At 72.7% G+C, this 20,388-nt stretch carries 16 protein-coding genes; 13 read left to right on the forward strand and 3 right to left on the reverse strand.

All coding sequences use genetic code 11. From position 1 onward, the window contains the following. Positions 1-20: 20 nt before the first annotated feature. Entirely contained in the window at positions 21-1,721 is a 1,701-nt protein-coding gene (locus JIAGA_RS0106365) for an ABC transporter ATP-binding protein (protein WP_026875025.1), read from the reverse strand. A gap of 106 nt (positions 1,722-1,827) precedes the next feature. Between JIAGA_RS0106365 and JIAGA_RS27930 the strand changes: the two genes are divergently transcribed. After that, positions 1,828-2,073, forward strand: coding sequence for a KTSC domain-containing protein (locus JIAGA_RS27930; protein ID WP_211239537.1), 246 nt, complete (start codon positions 1,828-1,830; stop codon positions 2,071-2,073). Positions 2,074-2,103: 30 nt separating this feature from the next. Here the strand turns inward: JIAGA_RS27930 and JIAGA_RS0106375 are convergent, their stop codons facing one another. Together JIAGA_RS0106375 and JIAGA_RS0106380 are read right to left on the reverse strand one after the other, a co-directional pair. Next, positions 2,104-3,075 carry a helix-turn-helix transcriptional regulator gene (locus JIAGA_RS0106375; protein WP_157552801.1) on the reverse strand — a complete coding sequence of 324 codons (972 nt, stop codon included), beginning with the start codon at positions 3,073-3,075 and terminating at the stop codon, positions 2,104-2,106. Next, the gene (locus JIAGA_RS0106380; RefSeq protein WP_035812173.1) at positions 3,072-3,947 is read right to left on the reverse strand and encodes a phytanoyl-CoA dioxygenase family protein; all 876 of its coding nucleotides are present in this window, start codon (positions 3,945-3,947) and stop codon (positions 3,072-3,074) included. Before JIAGA_RS0106380 ends, JIAGA_RS0106375 begins: the two co-directional genes overlap by 4 nt. Before the next feature lie 167 nt (positions 3,948-4,114). Here JIAGA_RS0106380 and JIAGA_RS0106385 point away from each other — a divergent pair, with 167 nt between their 5' ends. The 12 genes from JIAGA_RS0106385 (at position 4,115) to JIAGA_RS0106440 (ending at position 20,386) form a co-directional block, all read left to right on the forward strand. Beyond that, positions 4,115-6,598, forward strand: coding sequence for a sialidase family protein (locus tag JIAGA_RS0106385; RefSeq protein ID WP_157552804.1), 2,484 nt, complete (start codon positions 4,115-4,117; stop codon positions 6,596-6,598). A gap of 219 nt (positions 6,599-6,817) precedes the next feature. Next, the gene (locus JIAGA_RS27935) at positions 6,818-7,897 is read left to right on the forward strand and encodes a LacI family DNA-binding transcriptional regulator (protein ID WP_084469511.1); all 1,080 of its coding nucleotides are present in this window, start codon (positions 6,818-6,820) and stop codon (positions 7,895-7,897) included. Next, positions 7,894-8,823, forward strand: coding sequence for an ABC transporter permease (locus JIAGA_RS0106395; RefSeq protein WP_026875029.1), 930 nt, complete (start codon positions 7,894-7,896; stop codon positions 8,821-8,823). Before JIAGA_RS27935 ends, JIAGA_RS0106395 begins: the two co-directional genes overlap by 4 nt. Then, positions 8,820-9,719, forward strand: coding sequence for an ABC transporter permease (locus JIAGA_RS0106400; RefSeq protein ID WP_026875030.1), 900 nt, complete (start codon positions 8,820-8,822; stop codon positions 9,717-9,719). The genes JIAGA_RS0106395 and JIAGA_RS0106400 overlap by 4 nt, the downstream gene beginning before the upstream one ends. Before the next feature lie 22 nt (positions 9,720-9,741). Then, positions 9,742-11,289, forward strand: a complete 1,548-nt coding sequence (locus tag JIAGA_RS0106405) for an ABC transporter substrate-binding protein (protein WP_026875031.1) — start codon at positions 9,742-9,744, stop codon at positions 11,287-11,289. 74 nt (positions 11,290-11,363) lie between these two features. Further along, on the forward strand, positions 11,364-12,326 hold the full coding sequence (locus tag JIAGA_RS0106410; protein ID WP_084470214.1) for an ABC transporter ATP-binding protein: 963 nt from the start codon (positions 11,364-11,366) through the stop codon (positions 12,324-12,326). A gap of 148 nt (positions 12,327-12,474) precedes the next feature. Beyond that, the gene (locus tag JIAGA_RS27940) at positions 12,475-13,278 is read left to right on the forward strand and encodes an ATP-binding cassette domain-containing protein (protein WP_035813552.1); all 804 of its coding nucleotides are present in this window, start codon (positions 12,475-12,477) and stop codon (positions 13,276-13,278) included. Next, positions 13,275-15,305, forward strand: a complete 2,031-nt coding sequence (locus JIAGA_RS0106420; protein WP_084469512.1) for an MGH1-like glycoside hydrolase domain-containing protein — start codon at positions 13,275-13,277, stop codon at positions 15,303-15,305. The genes JIAGA_RS27940 and JIAGA_RS0106420 overlap by 4 nt, the downstream gene beginning before the upstream one ends. Further along, a complete protein-coding gene (locus JIAGA_RS0106425) occupies positions 15,302-16,915 on the forward strand; it encodes an FAD-dependent oxidoreductase (protein ID WP_051425787.1) in 1,614 nt (537 codons plus the stop codon). The genes JIAGA_RS0106420 and JIAGA_RS0106425 overlap by 4 nt, the downstream gene beginning before the upstream one ends. Before the next feature lie 4 nt (positions 16,916-16,919). Continuing rightward, the gene (locus tag JIAGA_RS32820) at positions 16,920-17,840 is read left to right on the forward strand and encodes a dihydrodipicolinate synthase family protein (protein WP_051425788.1); all 921 of its coding nucleotides are present in this window, start codon (positions 16,920-16,922) and stop codon (positions 17,838-17,840) included. Between the two features lie 202 nt (positions 17,841-18,042). Continuing rightward, positions 18,043-19,710, forward strand: coding sequence for an exo-alpha-sialidase (locus JIAGA_RS0106435; protein WP_026875035.1), 1,668 nt, complete (start codon positions 18,043-18,045; stop codon positions 19,708-19,710). An 88-nt stretch (positions 19,711-19,798) separates the two neighbouring features. Continuing rightward, positions 19,799-20,386 carry a class I SAM-dependent methyltransferase gene (locus JIAGA_RS0106440; RefSeq protein WP_026875036.1) on the forward strand — a complete coding sequence of 196 codons (588 nt, stop codon included), beginning with the start codon at positions 19,799-19,801 and terminating at the stop codon, positions 20,384-20,386. The last annotated feature ends 2 nt before the right edge of the window (positions 20,387-20,388 follow it).

Consider the following 20,388-nt stretch of genomic DNA (forward strand, 5'->3'; position numbering starts at 1 on the left):
CGAGGCCACCGGCAGGTCGTTCACGCCTCGTCCTCCTCGCGGGCGACCAGCGCCCGGTAGCGGTGGTCGCCCATCAGCTCCGCGTGGGTTCCGGCGGCGACGGCGACGCCGTCCTCGACGAGCACCACCCGGTCGGCGTGGTCCAGCATGATCGGGCTGGTGCTGAAGACGACGGTGGTGCGCCCGGCCCTCTCGGTGGCCAGCTGAGCGGCGATCCGGGCTTCGGTGTGCGCGTCGACGGCGCTCGTGGGCTCGACCAGGACGAGCACGTCGGGGTCGACTGTCAGCGCCCGGACCAGCCGCAGCCGCTGCTGCTGGCCGCCGGAGAACTCCCGGCCGGACTGTTCGATCACGGTGTTCAGTCCGTCGGGCAGAGCCTCGACGATGTCGGCGGCGGCCGCGACGTGGACGGCCCGCTCCACCCGGTGGTCGTCGCCGGTGCCGCCCGGGTCCAGTTCGTCGCGCAGGACGCCGGAGAACAGCCGGGCGTCGTTGCCGACCACGAGGATGCGCCGCCGGACGTCGTCGAGGTCGGCGTGCCGGAGCGCTCGGCCGTCGTAGGTGACGTCGGAGTCGTGGTAACGGCCCAGGCGATCGGCGACGGCATCGGCGTCAGCCGGGTGGGTGCAGGCCACGGCGGTGAACCGACCACCGTCGACGACCAGGCCCGACGCCGGGTCGTGCAGGTGCGACACCGGCTCGCCCAGCCGCGCCTGGCCGGAGGTGAGCTCCGGCTCCAGCGCCAGCAGACCGACGACTCGCCGGGCCGCTACGAACGCCTTCATCACGATGCCGGCGGCGAGGGTGATGCGCCGGACCGGAAGTGCGAGGTACACCGCGTAGCCGTAGAACGCGACCAGTTGGCCGCCGGTGAGCTCGCCGGCGAGCACGGATCGCGCACCGAGGTAGACCACGAGCGCGACCAGCAGGCCGGGCAGCAGCATCCGCGCGCTCTCCAGAACCGTCTCGACGCGCGCCACCCGCACCCCGGCCTTCCGAACCTGCTGCGAGTCGTCGCGGTAACGCGCGGCGAACATCTCCTCGCCCCCGATGCCGCGTAGCACCCGCAGCCCGCCGACGATGTCGACCGCTCGCGCCGTCAGCTCGGCCTGCTGGTCGCGCAACCTGGTCTGCCGGTCGATCAGCGGGCGCAGCAGGAGCGACAAGACCCACAGCATGACGGGAACGCCGGTCAGCACGACCAGCCCCAGCTGCCGCGACGCGTCGAGCATGATGGCGGCGATGACGACGATCGTGACGGCCGCCCCGATGGCACGGGAGGAGATGTCCAGCGCGCGGCCGATCTGCGTCACGTCGGCCACGCCCACGTTCATGACCTCGCCGGCGGACACCCGGCGCGGCAACGTGGCCCCGAGCCGGGCGGCCTGGCGGGTCACCAGTTGTAGCGTCCGGTACCGCGCGCTGAGGGAGTTGGCCAGCGCACAGCGGTCCTGCAGGATGCCGGACGCCGCTTGGATCAGGCCGAGGGCGAGGACTGCGCCGCCCCAGAGCATGAGGCTGTGGCGGTCGCGGGCGGCCAGGCCGTCGTCGATGGCGCGCCCGACGGCGTAGGGCACCAGCGCCTGCGCCAGCGGCCAGAGGCAGCCGTAGAACGCACCGAGCAGGACCACACCGGATTGCTGGCGGGTCAGCCAGAGGAGGTAGTGGCCGGGTGTGAGGCGGTCGGGTGTGCCGGGATCTGGTTCGGGAAAGCGCCGCACAAGACGCAGGAGCTTAACCGTGGCGCCGACGGGCGGCAACGCATTATCGGTGGTCGTGGCGGTGGACCTTGACCGCGGCCCGCCGGCACCGCGACGATCATCGGTGATGGACGACATCAGGCGGTGGCCGGTCTCGTCGTCGGCGCTGCGGTCGGTCGGCTACGAGCCGCGATCGCGGACGCTCGAGGTCGAGTTCGCCTCCGGCCAGATCTACCGGTACTTCGACGTCGACCAGTTGGACGTCGACGCCCTTCTGGTCGCCGACAGCATGGGCGCGTACGTGAACGAGGAGATCAAGCCGCACCACGACTACGTCCATGTCACGGCGCCGGACTCCCATGACTCGCCATGACCATCAAGAGTTTGCCCGGCTATGACCGGGTCAACCCTTGATGATCATGAGGAGGGCGGCGAGGCCGCCGTTGTCCAGCGGCGACGGCGGCGCCGCCTCGGGAGCGGCCGACCGGAACGCGCTGGGCGCCACGCCGTACACGGCGCGGAAGCGACGCGAGAAGTGGTAGGCGTCGGCGAAGCCACACTGTGCCGCGATCGCGTTCAGCGAGAGGTTGCTCGTCCAGAGCAGGGGTTCGGCGCGAGCCAGCCGCAGCCGTTCCAGCGCACCCACCGGGCCGATGCCGAACTGGCGCCGGAACAGGCGGCACAGGGTGCTGACGGAGACGCCGGCGGCGTCGGCGAGGTCCTCCAAGGCGACCGGGCGGGCCACGCCGCCGGACCACGCCCGTCGCACGGCCTCCATGGCGGCCACGATCGGTTCCGGCAGGGCGGCCGGTCCGGTGCCGCGGCCGGCCGGTGGTGGCGGGGCGGCGAACGTGAGCACCAGCAGCCGCAGCGTCTCGCAGGCGTGCCGGCGCCAGGCCGGCGGGCAGGACGAGCTCAGCCAGAGCAGGTACTGGCACAACGCACCCATCGGTTCCGGCCGGCCGGTGAGGTCACGCACGACGGGCCAGGTGACGGAGTCGGCCGCGGGCCCGGAGAGCCGGAAGTGGACGTAGGCGTGCCGGGTCGGGCGGCGCGGGTCCCAGTGGAAGGAGTCGCGCATGCCGGGCCGGACCAGCAGCAGCGTGCCCGGCGTCAGCGGCACCGTCATGTCGTCCCAGTGCCAGGTGGCGCTGCCGCTGAGCAGCCAGACGAACTCGTAGGTCTGCGCGAGCCGCGGCCCGAACGTGGAACCGGGTGGGTAGTCGGCGACGGCGGGCCCGAGCCGCGGAACGAGCTGGACCCGCAGGTCGGCACCGACGTCGTCGCCACCACCGCCACCGACGGCGTCGCCACCGGCACCGGCGGCGACGCCACCGGCACCGTCCACGTCCAGCGAGCCCGCCGTTCGAGTCACCGGTCGCAGCCGCCCTCGCGGTCGGGGCGAATGCGCGGCCGGCGGCGCTCCTCGGTGCCCTTGTACGCGTACGGATCGCGGCCGGCCACCAGGACGACGTCGCGGAAGTCGGCCTGTGCCATCGTCGTCCCCTCGTCGGGCAGCGTCCACGGCAGCAGCGATTCGGCGCTCATGTAGTGGTTGGCGAGTGCTCGCCGGTAGCCGTGCCGGCCGGTGTTGGGCAGCGACTTGTGCAGCAGGTAGCCGTTGAACAGCAGCACCGACCCGGCGCTGAGCTGGACCGGGACGGCGTCGGTGTCGGAGTACGGGAAGTCGTAGGACTCGACGGTGCAGTCGTAGCGAGGGTCGTCGTGCTCGCGGTTGGGGTAGATGATGCCGGGGCGGTGCGACCCGGGCAGCACCCACAGGCAGCCGTTCTCGACGGTGGCGTCGTCGAGGGCGATCCAGGCGGCGGTCAGCGAGCGGTCGCGGGTGGGGATGAACATCTCGTCCTGGTGCCAGGCCTGGCCGGGCTTGCCCTCGGCCTTCACGAACAGCATCGACTGCATCGCCTTGACGTTCGGCCCGATCACCTGGGTGAGGGCGTCGACGACGACGGGATGGCGCATCGTGGCGAGCATCAGGTCGGACAGCTTGTGCGGGTAGTGGACGCACAGGAACCGGCGGATGACCTCGTCGTCGGTGTCGGCGGGGGACGACGGCACGGCACCGTCGATCTCGCCGAGTTCGCCGCGGCAGATCCGGACCGTCTCGGCGAGTAGCGCGTCCAGCTCGGAGCGGTCGAGCACGTTCTCCAGAATGACGTATCCATCCTGGTCGTAGCGGTCGGCGAGGCTTCCGCTCACTTGTGCCGAGGCGGTTGCGAGGGTCATGGTCGGCCCCTTTCCGTGTGGGTGCGGCGCGGGTTGTGCTGCCAGGTCGATCGTGCGTCGACCGGCCCCGCCGCGGCCATGGCTCCACCGTGCACGCGCATGGCGAATCATGTCATGGCGGTGACACGCCGCACCGGGCACGGTGGCTCCTGACAAGATCTGTGACCATGCGTGCCCTCGCCCCGCCCGTCGTCGTCGGATTCGTCATCGCACTGGCCGCCTGTGGGGGCGGTGGTGGTGACGGTGACGGCCAGGACGATTCCTCCGACGCGGTGACGCCCGCGGTCCCGGCCGCGCTGTCCGCGACCGTCGAGCGAGTGTTGCCGGACGTTAGCAGTCCGCTGGTGCCCGGCGACGGTGACCAGCGGCTGGAGCTGGCGGCGGTGGCGGCGGCCGGCGGCGAGATCGTCGCGGCGGGTGCGCGCCACGGCGCCGACGGATCCGCTCAGGGCGCGGTGCTGCTGCGCTCTGCCGATGGGAGGGAATGGGCCGACGTCGAGCTGCCGGGCGACCTGGCCGCCGGGACGATCACGGCCGCGACGGCGGTGGCCGACGCCGTACTGGTGGTCGGTGACACCGAGGCCGGCGCGCCCGTGGCCGCCCGTTACAGCGACGGCGGCGCCGAACCGGTCGAGCTGGCCTTCCCCGACCCGGGCGGCAGCGGCAGGCCGGCGGGCGTGCGGGCGGTGGCCGCCACGGGGGAGCGGGTTTTCGTCGCCGGGGTCGGGTTGGAAGGTACCGACGATCCCGGCTCGGCCGTCGCCGCGCTGTCGGTGCTGTTCTCCGACGACGCCGGCGCCTCGTGGACGGCGCTGACCCTTCCGGAGGACCTGCGCGTCGTGGACACGGGTGCCGCGGTCATCGAGCAGGGCCGGCCCGGTGAGATCGGCCTCGTCCTCCATGACGGTGCGCCGGTGCTGTCCGTGGCGGTGCCCGGCGCGGACGGTGTCACCACCACCCTGTGGTCCGCCGGCCCGGACGGTGAGGACTGGACCGCGCTGGGCACGGCGGCGGACCTCTTCGACGGGCAGGCGCTGGACCTGCTGCACAGCCACGGCGACACCCTGCTCGCGTTCACCCGCGGCGGTGACGACGCCACCGTGTGGCGTAGTGGCGACGTCGGCGCCGGCTTCAGCCGGATCGAGACCGACCCCTGGGTCTTCGGTGGCGGTGGCCGGCAGTCCGTCGACGCCGCGCTCACCCTCGGCTCCGGCGCGCTCGTCGTCGCCGGCGTCACCGAGGGCGAGGCCCGCAACGGGCGGCGGCCCGGTCAGCTGGAGCTGTGGCTGACGCCGGATCTGGCGACCTGGCACCGTCAGCTCGACGACGCCGCCCTGACCGGCTCCGGTCGCCAGCTGGCGGTCGGGCTCGTGGCGCTCGGCGAGCAGGCCGTGGTGATCGGCACCGATCAGCGCTCGCCGTTGGAGGAGGAGGCGGAGGATCCACAGGTGTCGCTGGCCATGCACGGCGCCAGCTGGATCGTCTCCGTGGAGGCTGCCGACGCCGTCGAGCCCCCGGTGACCGTCGCGCCGCTCGAGGTGTCGGGCTTCACCGGCGACGTGACCGTCAACGCTCTGCTGGCCGTCGGGGACGGGCTGCTCGCCCTCGGTGCGGTCGAGTCCGGCGACGTGTCCACACCGGCGGCCTGGACCTCCGCGGACGGGGCAGCCTGGACGCCGGTCGACGCGCCCGCGCTGGCCGACCTGCCCGGCGAGATCCGGGCCGCGACCACGACGACCGACGGTGCCATCGTCGCTGTCGGCGACGTGAGCGGCGCCGACCCCGACGACGATGACGGCGACCGGCTCGGTGTCTGGACCTCTCCGGACGGCACGGCGTGGCAGCGCGTCGATCTCACGGGCTCCGAGTTCGCGGGCGCCATCGCGTACGGGGTCGCGCCGGCGGGTGACGCCCTGGTCGCCGTCGGCACCAGCGAGCCGGAGGGACGCGACTACCGCGACGTGGGCATCTGGCGTTCCACCGACGCCGGCGCGACCTGGGCCGCCGTGCCGACCGCCGAAGCGCCGTTCCGGGCGCGGAACGTCGAGGTGCTGTCCGGTATCGGCGTGCGTGAGGACGGTGCCGTCGTCGCGGTGGGCCACGCGGGCGACGCCGAGGACGACGACGGCGGCGGCTTCCGGTACAGCCCGGAGCCGTACGCCGTCGAGTCCGCCGACGGGCAGACCTGGACGGCACTGCCCCAGCCGTTCGGCGAGGTGGACTTCGGCGAGCTGTATGCGGCCGCGCGGTTGGACGGCGGGTTCGCGGCGCTGGGTACCAGTGGGTCGACGCTCGACCTGCCGAATGTCGACGGACCTGTGTTCGGGTCCGCGCTCGCCCGGCAGGCCGACGACGGCTGGGAGGTCTCCGACCGGCGCTTCCGGCACCGCCCGTCGGTCCGAGTGGCAGTTGACTCATCCGCCGCGACGGTCCTCGTCGGCCACTGGCACCGGCTCGGCGCGGGCACTGACCCCCTGATCGCGGTGGAGCGCGATGGTGAGCTGGTTCCCGCCGACCGCAGCCTGCTCGCCGAGGGCGACCAGAGCGCCGTCGCCGCCGCCGCATTGGGGGATCAGCTCATCGTGCTGGGCGCGGACTCCACCGACGAGGACGCCACGGTGGTTCTGGGCTGGTCGGTGTCCGCGCGCTGACCCGCGCGTTCCACGCGCCCCGGCCCCGCCGCGCCGGGGGTTGATCTTGGAGTAACGGCGGAATCGCGGGGCGAAATGTCCGATGGATTCCGCGGTTTCTCCAAGATCAACGGGGTCGGAGGGGCGCGGACTCCGTGACGAGTTCCGCTTGACGTCCCCGAAACGTCGCCGTTACAGTCAACCATCGTTCGACTTTATACGTATTAGAAGGAGCGCCCCGTGAGCGGTAGCGGACGACGCCGGCGGCCCACCCAGGTGGACATCGCCCGGCGCGCCGGCGTCTCCCAGGCCACGGTCTCGCTGGTCATCAGCGGTGGCGCGGCCGCGGACCAGATCGCCGAGCCCACCCGGCAGGCCGTCCTGGCCGCCGCTGCCGAGCTCGGGTACGCCGCGAACGTCGCCGCGCGCAGCCTCAAGGGCGGCCGCAACCACCTGCTCGGGCTCTACACGTTCGAGCCGGTGTTCCCGACCGACCAGCGCGACTTCTACTACCCGTTCCTGCTCGGGGTCGAGGAAGAGACCGCCGCCCAGGGGTACGACCTACTGCTGTTCAGCTCCGTCTCGTCGGCGGCCGACCGGTCCATCTACGCCGGCGGCGGCAACCGGCTCAAGCTGGCCGACGGGTGCGTCCTGCTCGGCCGCAACGTGCGCCGAGAAGAGCTGGCCGCGCTCGTGCAGGAGGACTTCCCGTTCGTCTTCATCGGCCGCCGCGAGGTCGAGGAAGGCCAGCTGTCCTATGTCGGCGCCGACTACGTGGCCGCCACCAGCGACGTCGTCGGCGAGCTGACCCGCCTGGGCCACCGGCGCATCCTGTACCTGCGGGCCATCGAGGACACCGAGCCCACCCGCGACCGTGAACAGGGCTACCGCGAGGGCCTCGCCGCCGCCGGCCTCGAAGTCGACGAATCGCTGATCCAGGGCCTCGACGACCCCGCCGAACTGTCCGCCGAGCACGTCGAGCACTGGATCGGTGTCTACGGCGTGACCGCCATCCTGGTCGAGCCGACCGAGGACAACCGGCTGGTCGACGCGCTCACGGCGATGACCGACGGCGAGCGGGTCCGGTTCCCGGAAGACTGCTCCATCGCGCTGCTCGGTGACCCGCCGTCGTGGACGCCGGAGCAGCGCGACTGGACCCGGTTCTCCCTGCCGCGCTCGCAGATGGCCCGTGAGGCGGTGCGCATGCTCGTCGACCTGCTGGGGGAGCCTCAGCCGACGTCGCGGCAGCTCACCGTTCCCTGCACGTATGTGCCCGGCGACTCCGTCGGCCCGGCACCCGTGCGGGAGGAGCTGCCGTGATCAAGATCATCCTGCGCCGGCTGCTCATCGGCCTGTTCGTCATCTGGGGCGCCGCCTCGCTGATCTTCGTGATCGTCCGGGTGGCACCGGGCGACCCGGCCACCGTCATGCTCGGCCCGGACGCCGACCCCGAGCAGGTCGCCCGGCTGCGCGAGACCCTCGGCCTGGACCGGTCGATGCTCGCGCAGTACTTCAGCTTCCTCGGCGACGTCGTCCGGCTCGACTTCGGCGACTCCCACCGGCTGGGCCGGCCGGCCATGGACGCGGTGTTCGACCGGCTGCCAGCCACCATCGAACTGACGCTGGCGGCCACCGCCATCGCCGTCGTCGCCGGGTTGGCTCTGGGCCTGCTGGCCGGTGGGCGTCCCGGCGGCCTGGTCGACCGAGTCGTGTCGGCCGGCACCATCGCGCTGCAGTCGTTCCCGACGTTCTGGGTCGGCATCATGCTGATCTTGGTGTTCGCGCTGGGTCTGCGTCTGCTGCCCAGCGCCGGAGTCGGCACACCGGCGCACATGGTGCTGCCCGCGGTCACGCTGTCGTTGCCGTTCACCGCCATCGTCGCGCGGCTGACCCGCAGCAGCGTCGCGGAGGCGATGCGCGAGCCATACGTACAGACCGCGCGCTCCAAGGGCCTCACCGAGCCGCAGGTCCTGCTCGGGCACGCGCTGCGCAACTCGCTGATCCCGGTGGTGACCATCGTCGGGCTCCAGATGGGTGCGCTGATGGGCGGCGCGGTCATCGTGGAGAACGTCTTCGCCTGGCCCGGGCTCGGCTCACTCGTCGTCGACGCGGTCGCCAACCGCGACTACGCCGTCGTCCAGGCCGTGACGTTGCTCATCGCGGCCATCGTCATGGTGCTCAACCTCGTCGCGGACCTGCTGTACACACAGCTGGACCCGCGCATCCGGATGGAGGGTGCGTCGTGACCGATCTCGCGACCCTGCCCGAGCCGGCCACGGTTCCGGGCCCGCTACCCGGGCCGCGCCGCCGCGGTCCCGGCCGGTTCCTCGGCCGGGTCCCGTACGTCGTCATCGGGATCTACCTGCTCGTCGCCCTGGTGGGGCCGCTGCTCATCGACTACGACCCGGTGCGCACGCCGCTGGAGGACCGGCTGCTCGCGCCGGGCTCCACGACGGCCGACGGCGGCACCGCCTGGCTCGGTACGGACGACCTCGGGCGCGACATCCTCGCCCAGATCGTCTACGGCGCCCGCACGTCGGTGCTCATCGGAGCGGCGACCGTCGGGGTGGCGACGGTGGTCGGCGTCGCGCTCGGCGCCGTCGCCGGGTTCGTGCGGGGCTGGCTGGACGCCGTCCTCGCCCGGATCTTCGACGTCCTGCTGGCGTTCCCGGCCATCCTGCTGGCCATCGTCATCGCCGGCGCGTTCGACCGCAGTGTCCTGCTGGTCGTGGTCGCGTTGTCGGCGACGGCGTGGATCTCGTTCGCCCGCGTCACCCGCAGCGTCGCGCTGTCGCTGCGGGAACGGGCCTGGGTCGACGCGGCCCGGGTGCTGGGCGTGCCCGGCCGGTCCATCCTGCTGAGGCACGTCCTGCCGTTCACCGCCGGCCCGATCGTGGCCCTGGCAACGCTGGAGTTCGCCCTCGTCGTCCTCGCCGAGGCCGGGCTGAGCTTCCTCGGCATCGGGCTGCCCACGTCCACGGTCTCGTGGGGGCAGACCATCGCCAATGGCAAGACGTACCTGGAGACGGCGTGGTGGATCTCCACTCTCCCGGGCATCGCCTTGTCCCTGCTGATCATCAACGTCGGCATCCTCGGCGACCAGCTCACCGCCCGCTACGGGCGGGGGCGCCGGGTCTCGTAGACCTCATCGAACAGGAGCATCCATGACAGACATCCGTGGGCGCGGCATCAGGCGCCTGACCACGGTCGCCGCCGCGGCGACCCTACTGCTCGCCGCCTGCTCCACGACGTCCGGCAGCGACGACGACGGCGCCCAGGCCGACCCCGAGGGCACCGCCGGCGGCGACATCACCGCGGCCGGCACGTACCCGATCGAGAGCCTCGACCCGCACGGTGCCCAGGGTGCATCCACCGGCACCCAGTTCGCCGGCCAGGCCATCTTCAGCCGCCTGGTGCGGCCGGCGCCGGACGGCTCGCTCGTCGGCGACCTGGCCGAGTCGTGGGAGCCCAACGCCGACGTGTCGGAGTGGACGTTCACGCTGCGCGACGATGCCACCTTCTCCGACGGCGAGCCGGTGACGGCCGAGGACGTCGTCGCGTCGTTCGAGCGCATGATCACCCTCGACGGCCCGAACGCCGGCAACTTCCCCGAGTACACGATGGCCGTCACGTCGGACACCGAAGTGACCATCAGCATGCCGGCGCCGGACGCGTCGGTCCCGGGCAAGCTGCTCATCTTCTACGTGCTGCCGGCCGAGGTGGCGCCGGACGACACCGCCTTCTTCGCCGACCCGGTCGGTTCCGGCCCGTTCACCGTCGAGTCGTTCACGCCGGGCGAAGCGCTTGAGCTGGTGCCGAACGACACCTACTGGGGTGACGTACCGCAGATGGACAGCGTGACGCTGCGGAACATTCCGGAGCTGTCGGCCCGGCTGACCGCGCTGCGCACCGGTGAGATCGACGTCGTCTGGGGCATCCCCGACGACCAGCTCGCCGCGCTGCAGGGCGAGGACGCGCTGACGGTCGAGACCGTGCCCAGCACCGCCGTCTACACGATGTGGTTCAACTCCTCCATCCCGGCGCTGGCGACGCCGGAGGTCCGGCGGGCGCTGTGGCAGGCCGTCGACTTCGAGACGATCATCTCCACCCTCTACCCGGAGACCGGCGAACTGTCCGAGGCGCCGGTGTCGCCGCTGGTGCTCGGCTACTCGCCGCAGGAGCCGGTCGGCTACGACCCGGATGCCGCCCGGGCCGCCCTGGACGCGGCCGGGTTCGACTTCACCCAGACCCTGCGGCTGCAGTTCGCCAACGCCGAGTTCCGCTCGTTCGTCCAGGCTGTCGTCTCGGACCTCGCGGAGGTCGGCGTCCAGGTCGAGCCGCTGGAGAAGGAGCAGGCCGTCTTCACCGAGGACCTGCTGGCGCTGAACTGGGACATCAACTTCCAGCAGCTCGCCACGCCGACCTACGACGCGGCGAGCAACCTGGGCCGGCTCTACCCGTGCGCGGCCGGCCGCAACGGCTACTGCAACGCCGAGCTGGACAGCCTGCTGGCCGCGGCCGGCGCCACTGCCGACGAGGCCGAGCGGACCGAACTGTACGGCCAGGCCAGCGAGATCATCTGGCGTGACGCGGTCGGCATGTACCCGATGGCGGTCAGCATCGCCTACGCGTGGAACAGCGACCTCGAGGGCTTCACCCCCGATGCCAGCGGCCTGCCGGACTTCTCGACGGTGACGGTCTCGGGGTCGTGAGCGAGGTGCGGACGGTTCGGACCGGCCAGACGACGGCCGGCGGTGCTACGGCGCCGCCGGCCGGGGAGGGCGCGCTGCTGCGGGTGGACGGATTAACCGTCGACCTGCCGGGGACACGCGGCGACGTCCGCGTCGTCGACGGGGTGTCGTTCGACGTCGAGGCCGGCACCACCGTCGGGCTGATCGGCGAGTCGGGCAGCGGCAAGACGATGACCGCGCAGGCGATCATCGGGCTGCTGCCCGAGGGTGCCGTCACCGGTGGCCGGTTGCTGTGGCGCGGGGAAGACCTGCTCCAGGCCGACACCGTCCGCCGTCGCAAGGCCCGCGGGCACGAGATCTCGATGATCTTCCAGGACCCGCTGGCCGCGCTCAACCCCACGCAGCGCATCGGCCGGCAGGTGGGTGAGATCCTGCGCCGCGACGGCGTCGGACGAACGGAGCTACGGCGCCGGGTCGTCGAACTGCTGGATCGGGCCGGCATCCCGGACCCCGAGCGGCGCGCCGACAACTACCCGCACGAGTTCTCCGGTGGGCTGCGGCAACGGGCGATGATCGCGCTGGCACTGGCCGGCAACCCCGCGCTCCTGCTGGCCGACGAGCCGACCACGGCCCTGGACGTCACGGTCCAGGCGCGCATCCTCGCGCTGCTGCGCTCGATCCAGCAGGACGAGGGCTTGGCGATGCTGCTGGTCAGCCACGACCTGCGGGTGGTCGCCAACGTGGCGGCGCAGGTGGTCGTGATGTACGCCGGGCGGGTCGCCGAACGCGGCCCGGCCCGCCAGGTGCTGCGCCGGCCCGCGCACCCCTACACTCGGGCGCTGGTCCGCAGCGTGCCGGCGGTGCGCACGAAGACGGCGCTGGCCGATCCGCTGCCGGGAGCTCCGGCCACGCCGGCGAACCGGCCGGCAGGGTGCCCGTTCCACCCGCGCTGCCCGATCGCTCAGGACCGCTGCCGGGTGGATGTGCCGCCGGTGCGCGAGGTCGCGCCCGGCCGGTTCAGCGCCTGCCACTTCGCCGAAGAGGTGCTCGCCCCATGAGCCGCGTCGCCCGCCCATCCCGCTCGGCCCGGGTCGCCCGCCCATCCCTTGTTGATCTTGGAGTAACGGCGGAATCGCGGGGCGAAATGTCCGGAAGATTCCGCGAAAACTCCAAGATCAACGGTGAGGGGGAGTGGGGGTGCACGCCGTGACGGACCCACTGCTGGAGGTACGGGACCTGCGGGTGACGTTCGGCGGCAGCCGCCGGCGGGCCGGCTTCGTCGCCGTCGACGGGGTGAGTCTCACAGTCGGCGCGGAGGAGACGCTCGGGCTGGTCGGCGAGTCCGGGTCCGGCAAGACGACGGTGGCGCGGTGCGTCGCCGGGCTCATCCGGCCCGACGTCGGCACCGTGACGTTCGAGGGCCAGCGGCTCGAGCGGGTCGGGCGCCGCCCGGCCGAGTTGCAGCGCGCGGTGCAGATGGTGTTCCAGGACCCGCGCTCGTCGCTGAACCCGCGGATGAGCGTCGCGTCGGTCATCGGCGAGGCGTGGCGCACCCACCCGGCGGCCGCACCGTCCGGCGACCGGACCGCGGCGCTGCACGCACTGCTGGCCGACGTCGGGCTGGACGCGGAGGTCGCGGACCGACGTGCCGGTGACCTGTCCGGTGGGCAGTGCCAGCGGGTCAGCATCGCCCGGGCGCTGGCGGTCCGTCCGCGCCTGTTGGTGTGCGACGAGGCCGTGTCCGCGCTGGACGTGTCGGTGCAGGCGCAGATCCTGCGGCTGCTGGCCGACCTGCGCCGAACCCACCACCTGGCGATGCTGTTCATCACGCACGACCTCGGCGTGGTGCACCAGATCGCCGACCGGGTCGCGGTGATGCGCCGTGGCCAGCTGGTCGAGGAGGGCCCGGCCGGCGACGTGCTCGGCGCTCCGCGACACGAGTACACGAAGGCGCTGCTCGACGCGGCGCTCGATCTCGACGACGCCGACGGTGAGCAGGTGCCCGCATGACGACCCCAGGACCGAGCGTGCCCGCCGCCACCGGCTGGAACACCTGGGACGTGCGCACCCACACCGGTATGGCGCACCTGCCCTCCGGGCTGCGGGTGCGCTTCGGCCTGCTCGGTGCGGACGGCGGCCCGGTGCTGGACGGCTTCACCTGGCGCCACGGCCTGGTGCGGCTCGGCCACCACACCGTCGACGGTTCCTTCGCGGAGGTGAGCGTCGAGGTCGACGGCGTCGAGCTGCGGCTGGCCATGGCCGGCGGGCCGGGCGACGAACTGTACGTGCGCGCTGAGTCGGCCGGGACCGTCGTCGCCGACGTCGCCACCGGGTGGGACGCCGACGCGCAACCGTGGCCGGACGCGACACCGGGGGACTGGCGGCTGGACCGTTCCGGCGACGACTTCCTGGTCGCCCCGGCCGGGTCGAGCGCCACGGCGGCCGACGCCGCCGTCGTCGTCGAGACCCGGCGGGCCGCGGCCGAGGCGGCACGGCCACGTTCCGGCGGCTGGTTCCGCGACGCCGCGGACGCGCTCACCCGCGCCGTCACGTGGAACACGATCCACGCGCCGGACCTCGGCCGCGTCCTGACGCCGACCTCCCGCGACTTCGTCTCCGTGGAGCGCCAGGGGTTCTACGGCAGCTGGGCGCTGCATGCCTGGGACACGTTCTTCACCGGGCTGGTCGCCGGGGTCATCGACCGCGACTACGCCCGCGGCATCCTCGGTCAGATCCTGCCGTTCGCCGACGCCGCCGGCATGATCCCGAACCGGGTCAGCGACGAACGCGGCCGCACCGACGACAGGTCGCAACCTCCCGTCGGTGCGCTCACCGTCCTGAACGCCTACCTGGCCGGCGGTCTCACCGACGCCACCCGCGACCGGCGGCTGTTGGAGGAGACCTATCCGGCGCTGCTGGCCTGGCACGACTGGTGGCCGGCGCACCGCACCGGGCCGCACGGCCTGCTCGCCTGGGGTTCCGACCCCGTCGAGGGTGACCCGGAGTCCGCGACGCTGGACCGCACCAAGCGGGAGTCCGGCCTGGACGACTCGCCGATGTACGACGAGGCCAGCTACGACCCCGCGACGCACACCATGGACGTCGCCGACGCCGGCCTGAACGCCCTGCACGTCGCCGACGCCGAGGCGCTGGCCGCCATCGCGTCGCGGGTGGGCGACGACGCGACGGCGACCCGGCTGGCCACCGAGGCCGGCGCCGCCCGGGAGGCCGCGGCGAAGCAGTTCTGGTCCGCCGACCACGGCGGCTACCGGAACCTGCGTGCCGACGGCTCCCACGACCCGCACGTCTCGCCGACGCTGCTGTACCCGCTGGTGGCCGGGTTCCCAGACGCCGCGACGGCACAGGCCGTGGCCGACGCCATGCTGCGCCCGGACGTCCTCGGCGGCGAGCGCCCAATGCCCAGCGTCGCCCGCGACGACCCCGGCTTCGCCGCCACCTACTGGCGTGGCCGGATCTGGGCGCCGATGGCCTACCTCGCGGTCCAGGGGCTGCGCCGCTACGGTCTGACCGAGCACAGCCGCGCCGTCAGCGCGGCGCTGCTGGAGCTGTTCCTGGCCGAGTGGGAGACGCACAGCCATGTGCGCGAGAACTACCCGGCGCACGCCGGTGAGAACCTGACCGGGTTCCAGCAACGCTCCGACGGGCTCATGGCGTGGGGCGGGCTGCTGGCCCACCTGGCTTTCGGCGAGCTGGCCGAGGCCCGGCCGGACGGCTGGCGCTTCGCCCATCCCGGCCGCCCGGCCGAGCTGGCGAACCTGCCGCTCGGCGAGGGCCGGCTCAGCGTGACCGCCGCCGGCCGGCTGGTGGTCTCGCTGGACGGCAGGGTCCTGCTCGACGCGGCGCCCGGGGTCGTCGTCAGCGGCTACGAGCGGACCGGCGACGTGGTCCGGATGGCCGTCAGCGGCGTCGGCGACATCCTCATCACCTCGCCCGGCGCCGACCGGGCACCTGTCACCGTCACCGTCGACGGCGGAACCCGGCGTGTGCAGACAGACAGAGAGGGAACCATCGCGTGAGCAGTGAGACGGCAGTATCGACCGACATCCTCGTGGTCGGCGGCGGACTCGGCGGTGTTGCCGCGGCCCTGGCGGCACTGCGGCGAGGCAGGTCGGTCCTGCTCACCGAGGAGACCGACTGGATCGGCGGGCAGCTGACCAGTCAGGGTGTCCCACCGGACGAGCACGCCTGGATCGAGCAGTTCGGCAGCACTCGCACCTACCGTGAACTGCGCGAGAACATCCGCGCCTACTACCGCACCTGGTACCCGCTGACCGAGGAGGCCCGCACCGCCCGCGACCTCAACCCCGGCCAGGGCCGGGTCAGCCGGCTGTGCCACGAGCCGCGCGTCGGCGCCGCCGTGCTGGAGGCGATGGTGGCGCCCTGGGTGGCGGCCGGCCGCCTCTCCATCCTGTACCGGCACCGCCCGGTGGCCGCCGCCGTCGACGGCGACCGGGTGAGCGGCGTCGTGGTCGAGGGTCCCGACGGGCATCGCCTCGAGGTCAGCGCTCGGTACGTGCTCGACGCGACAGAGCTCGGGGACCTGCTCCCGCTGACCGATGCCGAGCACGTCACCGGCTTCGAGTCGCGGCACGACACCGGCGAACCGAGCGCGCCGGACGTCGCGCAGCCGGACAACATGCAGGCGTTCTCCTGGGTGTTCGCCGTCGACCACCGCGACGGTGAGGACCACACCATCGACCGGCCGGCCGGGTACGCCGCCTGGCGGGCCTACCAGCCGCCGAAGTGGCCGAACCCGCTGATCAGCCTGCGTGCACCGGACCCGCGCACGCTGGAGCCGTTCGAACGGGCCTTCATCCCCAACGGCGACTCCGGCCCCGTCGTCGCCGACCAGAGCAAGGACCCCGGCGACCGCGAGCTGTGGGCGTTCCGGCGCATCGTGGCCCGGTCGGTGTTCCGGCCCGGCTTCGCGGCCAGCGACGTCACCGTCGTCAACTGGCCGATGATCGACTACCTGCCGGGGCCGCTCATCGGGGTCAGCGACGCCGAACGCGACAAGCATCTGGCCGGCGCCCGGGAACTGAGCATGTCGATGCTGTACTGGCTGCAGACCGAGGCCCCGCGGCCCGACGGCGGCACCGGCTGGCCCGGGCTGCGCCTGCGCGGCGACGTCATGGGCACCACCGACGGCCTGGCGATGGCGCCGTACATCCGTGAGTCGCGGCGCATCGTCGCGCGCCGGCGTGTGGTCGAGCAGGACCTGTCGCTGGCTGTGCGGGGAGCCGACGGGGCCGTCCAGTACCCCGACAGCGTCGGCGTCGGCATGTACCGCATCGACCTGCACCCGTCCACCGGCGGCGACACTTACATCGACGTGGCCAGCAGCCCGTTCCAGATCCCGCTCGGCGCGCTGGTGCCGGTTCGACTGCGCAACCTGCTGCCGGCGGCGAAGAACATCGGCACCACCCACATCACCAACGGCTGCTACCGCCTGCACCCGGTCGAATGGAACATCGGCGAGGTGGCCGGCGCCCTCGCCGCGCACTGCCTGGACGGTGGGCTGGAGCCGCAGCAGGTGCACGGCGACGCCGCCCGGCTGACCGCCTTCCAGGACGAGCTGGCCGCCGACGGCGTCGAGCTGGCCTGGCCCGAGATCAAGGGGTACTGATCGTATGGGTGTCGATGGTCGGGCGTTGCTGAGCGGCGTGATGGCGCCGCTGGTGACGCCGATGGAACGGCCGGGCGTCCCGTCCGCCGCGGCGGCGCCGCCGTTGTTGGAGTCGCTGGCCGCGGCGGGGGTGCGCAGCCTGATGCTGTTCGGCAGCAACGGCGAGGGTCCGCTGCTGCCGACGTCGGCGCTGGGAGTGTTCTGCGCCGAGGTGGCAGCCCGCTGGCGGTCGCTGACCGGGGACGGCCCCGTACTGGTCAACGTCACCGCGGCCGGTACCGCCGAGGCGCTGGAGCGGGTGTCAGCCGTCGCCGATGCCGGGCCGGACGCCGTCGTCGTCAGCCCACCCATCTACTACCGGCACCGCACCGACGAACTCGTCGCCCACTACGCGGCGTTCGCGGCGCAGCCGGTGCCGGTCGTGGCCTACAACGTGCCCCGTTACAGCAACCCGTTCACCCCGGAGCTCATCGACGAGGTGCTGGCGATGCCGCACGTCGTCGGCGTCAAGGACAGCTCCGGCGACCTCGCGCTGTTCGGGCTGCTCGTCGCGGCCGCGCGCCGCCGCCGGGACGTCGGTGTCAGCCAGGGTAGTGAGACCCAGCTGGTGGCCGGCCTGGAAGGCGGCGCCGACGGCATCGTGCCCGGAGTGGCGAACCTCGCCCCCCGGTTGTGCACCGAACTGTACGCCGCCTACCGCGACGGACGGGTCGTCGCCGCCGACACCGCCCAGGAGACCGTGGACACACTGCTCGCGCTGCACACCGTGCGGCCCGGGGTCCCGGCCGTGAAAGCAGTGCTGGACGCGCGCGGGCTGTGCCCACCGCACGTCGCCGCGCCGCTCGCCCCGTGCTCGGCGGCGGAACGTGCCGCTCTGCTCGACCTGCTCGCCCCGCTGGAGGAACACCTGATCGCTCGCCCCTGATCGTCCTGGAATCCGTCGCCTGCCGTTCCACTGTCCGGCTCTGCTCCACCGCCCAGCCCCGTTGATCTTGGAGTAAGCGCGGAATCACCGGGGGAAATGTCCCATTGATTCCGCGGAAACTCCAAGATCAACGGGGCTGGGGCGGACGAAGCCGTCAGGCGGCGGGTCGCGGGGAATCTGCCCGATCTCGAAGGAGAGAACCGTGGACCACACTCCGATCAGCCGCCGCACCCTCGTCCTGGGAACCGCCGCGACCGCGGCCGGTACCGCCACCATCAGCGCCCTCGCGTCCGCGCCCGCCGCCGCCTCGACCCGGTCCGCGGCCGCGGATGCCGGCGAGTTCCACGAGTCGCTGGTCTTCCAGGCCGGTGACGACGACCTCGAGGTGTTCCACGTCTTCGGCCTGACGACGACGGTGGCCGGCTCGGTGCTGGCGTTCGCTGAGGCCAGGATCACCGCGCACGACGCGGACCCGCACCACCTGGCCGTGCGCCGCAGCCGCGACGGCGGCCGGACCTGGGAACCGCTGCGGTACGCGCGCCGGTCCGACGGCGTCCAGTCGTTCGTCAACCCGACACCGGTGGTCGACCGCGCCTCCGGCCGGATCCACCTGTTCCACTCCGAGTGCTTCCGCGACCCCGGCAACACCGGCGGGTCGCCGGACAGGTCCCGGTTCTACGTCGTGACCAGCGACGACGACGGCGAGACGTGGTCGGACCCGGTGGAACTCACGCACCTGTTCGACGGCGACCCGCACGAGCAGACGCTGCACATGCCGGGCCCCGGCCACGGCATCCAGCTCGCCGACGGCCGACTGGTGCTGCAGGTCTGGCACCGGCGGGCCATCGCCTTCCCGGTGGCGCAGCGGCGCTACGGCGTGACCGTGATCATCAGCGACGACGGCGGCGCGACCTGGCAGGCCGGTGGCGGGGTGCCGCTGGACGGCGCGTACCCGCTGAACGAGGCCAGGCTGATCGAGCGGCCGGACGGCTCCCTTGTGGTGCTGGGCCGGTACGCCTCCGGCGGCACCCATCCGCGCATCGTGTCGGTCAGTACCGACCGCGGGATGACCTGGTCGCCGCCGGTGCTGGACGCGTCGGCCCGCCCGGTGAACGCCATCGACACCGGGCTGGTCCGGCTGCCCGGGCAGGGCTCCGACGACACCAGCCGGATCGTGTTCTCCCGGGTCGACTCGCCGACACGCCGCAACATGACCGTGTCGATCTCGTACGACGAAGGCATGACCTGGCCGTACAGCCGGGTGCTCACCGAGGGCCCGGCGTCGTACTCCGACACGGTCGCGCTTCCGGACGGGAAGGTCGGCGTCCTGTACGGCCGCGAGCACGCGCCCGGCGTCACCACGAGCTTCTCCCGCGACGTCGTCTTCGCGGTGTTCGACCTGGCCTGGCTGACCTCGGGGGTGGACACCGGCCGGCGCGGTCCGCAGACCCGGTTCGGCTTCGAGGTCGAGGACCTGCCGTTCACCGCCACCAGCGGAGTTGGAGTGTCGACGGTGTCCGACCCGGCCGCGAGCGGCGGGCGGCGGGTCGAGGTGGCCGCCACCGACTACGGCCATTACCTGGAGGCGACCATCGAGGTCACCCGGGCCGAGACCTTCGACGTGTTCGCGCGGTTCCGGCACCTGCCGAACGGCGGCGTCGTGACGGTGGACGTGGACGGCGAGCGGCTGGGCGGGCCGATGGACACGTCCACGGTGTCGGTGCGGGCGTTCCGCACGGAACCGCTGGGCCGGCTGCGGCTGGGCCGGGGCGCGCACACCGTCCGGTTCACCGTGGTCGACAAGCACACCGACTCCAGCGGCGTCCGGTTCAGCCCCGACCTCATCTCCCTTGCCGCCATCCCGAAATGATCACGTCCACCATGTGTCCTCCCGCTCCACCAGGAATGCTTGACCGGTGAAGCGGGAGGACACATGGTGCCGTCCGTAGAGTGGGCGTGTGGCAGCGAAACCGACACGCTGGGTGACCGACACGAAGCCCGGCCACTCCCAGTGGTACATCGACCGCTTCCGCACCATGGCCGCCGAGGGCGCCGACCTCGGCGGCGAGGCGCGGCTCGTCGACGCGATGGTGGCGCCCGCCTCCCGGGTGCTCGACGCGGGCTGCGGCACCGGTAGGACATCGGCGGTACTGCACGAGCGCGGGCACACCGTCGTCGGCGTCGATGCGGACCCGGAGCTGATCGCGGCGGCCGCACACGACCACCCAGGCCCGCGGTTCGTCGTCGCCGACCTGGCCGAGCTGGACCTGGGCGAACAGTTCGACGCCGCCCTACTGGCCGGCAACGTCATGGTCTTCCTGGCGCCCGGGACCGAGACCGAGGTGCTGCGCCGGGTGTCCGGTCACGTGCGACCGGACGGCCCGATCCTCGTCGGCTTCCACGTGAACCGGCACCTGTCGCTGGCCGACTTCGACCGGTACGTCGACGACGCCGGCCTGCGGGTGGAGCACCGGTTCGCGACCTGGGACCTGCGCGCCTGGCACGACGACGCCGACTTCGCCGTCACCGTCCTGCGACACCGCTGACC

The sequence above is a fragment of the Jiangella gansuensis DSM 44835 genome, from assembly GCF_000515395.1.
GTDB lineage: Bacteria > Actinomycetota > Actinomycetes > Jiangellales > Jiangellaceae > Jiangella > Jiangella gansuensis.